At 33.2% G+C, this 2,816-nt stretch carries 3 protein-coding genes; 1 reads left to right on the top strand and 2 read right to left on the bottom strand.

All coding sequences use genetic code 11. The features are described 5' to 3' along the window. Positions 1-433 precede the first annotated feature (433 nt). A complete protein-coding gene (locus tag A5867_RS15195; protein ID WP_087627948.1) occupies positions 434-1,252 on the top strand; it encodes a DUF3825 domain-containing protein in 819 nt (272 codons plus the stop codon). 178 nt (positions 1,253-1,430) lie between these two features. Here A5867_RS15195 and A5867_RS15190 read toward each other — a convergent pair whose 3' ends face one another. Beyond that, positions 1,431-1,700: a hypothetical protein gene (locus tag A5867_RS15190; RefSeq protein ID WP_087627947.1), complete on the bottom strand. Its 270-nt coding sequence runs from the start codon at positions 1,698-1,700 to the stop codon at positions 1,431-1,433. A gap of 188 nt (positions 1,701-1,888) precedes the next feature. Further along, on the bottom strand, positions 1,889-2,179 hold the full coding sequence (locus tag A5867_RS15180; RefSeq protein WP_087627945.1) for a DUF5960 family protein: 291 nt from the start codon (positions 2,177-2,179) through the stop codon (positions 1,889-1,891). Positions 2,180-2,816: the final 637 nt, after the last annotated feature.

Raw genomic sequence — 2,816 nt, 5'->3', positions numbered from 1 at the left:
CATCTCGAAAATCGTTTTTGGGAGATCAAATATTCATTAGAAAAAATATGGAGAAGGATTTTAAACTTTTAGAAAAGTATACAACTTTTTTTGATCAACATGAAATTTGAAAATCTTTTTCATCTAATTGTGCCACTCCTCCTCGGGAGTGGTTATTTTGCTATGTATCTTAGATCAGTTGGTTAGAGTAGACGGCTCATAACCGTCCGATCGTAGATTCGAGTCCTACAAGGTGAATTGTTTTGTAGGATCATTAAGTAACCGCAGAAAATTTCATCATTTCATTGCGCCACCTCCCCATAAAAGTAGTTAGTTTATTTTAATTTGAGTTATTTTGTTGCCAAAAAATGTTTGAAATAATATATCGATAATTGTTTAACTACTCAATTGATGATAATATAAATTTATTACAAACGAGAGGAAGTTGACTAAAATGTCTGCTTTGGATAAATATTTAAATAGTAAAGAAAATTTGAATACATTAAAGCGATTTGCAACGTTGGGGCTTAAGGAAGATTTTGATAAAAAATTGAAGTATCTTTGTAGGATTGCGGAAGATGAGAAATGGTATTATTTGCAAGAAGATGGAACGAGCTTTTCCGTGATTTTCTACTATATTATACACACTTTTGATAGGGTTTACAGGCAGAATAAAATTGTCATTAGCAAAGATGAGGAAGTCTGCGCTTTTAATACCGGACTATTAAATAATCAAGGTGACGAAATACTGGGAATCTTTAAGAAATCTTATCAATACGATGCGACGAATCCATTTTCGAATTATTGGCATTTTAGTACTTTTATACCGGAAAACGATAGGAAATTTTTGAATCTATCTTTAAATAAACCTGATATTGCAACTTATTTTGAAGACTTCAATGAACTGTATTTTAATCCCAATATAGATATTGTTCTAAATTTTGATCACTTTTATGATGACAATTACGATAGGCTGCCAGAAGAGCTGAAATCATTGGACAAATCAACTGCAAGGATAGTTTTTAACGGTTTCCTTGAACATACCATAAAAAAAATAAAGCGTAATAATCGAATTCCAGTTCCACAATTTTATAGAGAAAAAATAATGTTCTTAATACCTGTCGTGGTATTTGGTACAAGAACTGTCATTATTGCGGTAGAAAAACTTGGGGATAAATATGTTGCTAATACAGTTCTTACAATTGAGATGGCCTATAATTGTGCAAGATTACTTAATAAACCTGAAAGCAATTGGCTCTTAATCACTAATTAATATTTCTGAATGTTCTGCTTTACAATATCTGAATTGCCGTATATAATTAGGACAAATGGAAGTGACTTAAGACAATTTACTTAAACATGAAATGCAATTTAATACTTCCAATACACAAAATCTTTTTATCTAATAAATCGATTCCATCAAACTCAAGACAAAAATATAGAAAAAGACCCTAGCTCATGCTGAGGTCTTTTTTCATTGCTTCAAATTCTATCATAATTTTCGTTTTACCAATCACACTATATTTCCTCACAACAAACTGATTCCGATCGTTATACTCGCCAAAAACCACAATTTGCATTCCCTCATCCACATCGGCTAGGAAGTTCAAACTATGTGCAGCAATCAAGCAATTCTCATTATCCAAAGAGAACCGCACCAAAGGGGTCTTGCTCACCTTCAACACACGTATCTTCGATACATAACCTTTCATCGATTTCATAACAATCACCTCCGTAAGCTTGTACATAATAGCGACAATCCGTTTTACCTAGTGTGACCGCAACATAAAACTCGACACATTTTGAACCGAATAAACATTCTTGTGATTCGGAAACCGAGTCGGGAAATTCATTTATAAACTCAGAGAGAGATAGGTATCCCTGCTCGTATTGAGTAATAAGATTCATATCAGTTGCCGCCAGGTCTATATTTTTCATTAGGATCGTACTTCCTAAGTATCTCATCTTGTGTTCTGACATGATCAAATAGATAGTTTTCTCCGTCTTTTTTAAAAACAAAAGCTAGCACCTCAGAATATTTTGAATAGCTCGAAGGGACGGTAAAAAAAGGTTTGCCGGTGTTTTCCATCGTCCGAACAAACTGATCGTAAAGTAAGTGGGCTGGACCCATTCTTTCGATAAACTCGTAGTAATATCTTTCGAGTGCGTAGGTTCTTTGATGCGCTAACGGTATTTGCATATCAATCACTCCTTGTAAAAATTATACGAACTAGCGTTCTCGTTGTAAAGCGAACAAAAGGTAAAGAAAAAAGCCTAACACAGGCTTTTGAAACTATGTATGTTGGTTCGTATCATGCTGGCGGATTGACTACCCCTTGACTACCCAGAAAAGAAATCAAGGGAATTTATAGAGTGTATTGCAATACTAAAAAAGCTGAATTTAAGCTAATTGAGAAATACTAGACCTTATTAAAAAATTCAAAGATATGAAATACGGTCTCAAAGACACAAACGCTGCAGAATAAGACAAATAACTGCAAATGTTGTTTCGGCAACATTTCTGAGGTTTCCCTTTTACGAGGGAAACCTTTTTTTGTTTTTATAGTTAATAGACACGCAACTGCTAAAGCGAAAGAAACCATTCAGAATCTGTTACAAGTAAAGTAAGAGGACTCAATAGATCAGTAAGACAAGAATGTGGAAATTAGTACTATAACGAATCCTATCTAGAAATTTTTTTAAATGAAGCAGTGATCAAGAGTGATTTGATTTAACCTTCGATTGTTATTGAATCTTCAAGCTTCAATTGACTTTTAGCTTAAATAAAATTATCATTAAATTAATAATATCCCGTTATAAGTTTCTTATTTTGACTT

The organism is Enterococcus sp. 6D12_DIV0197 (assembly GCF_002174385.1).
GTDB classification, from domain to species: Bacteria; Bacillota; Bacilli; order Lactobacillales; family Enterococcaceae; genus Enterococcus_D; species Enterococcus_D casseliflavus.
Note: the sequence above shows the minus strand (reverse complement) of the source record. Positions and strands in the feature narration are given on the sequence as shown.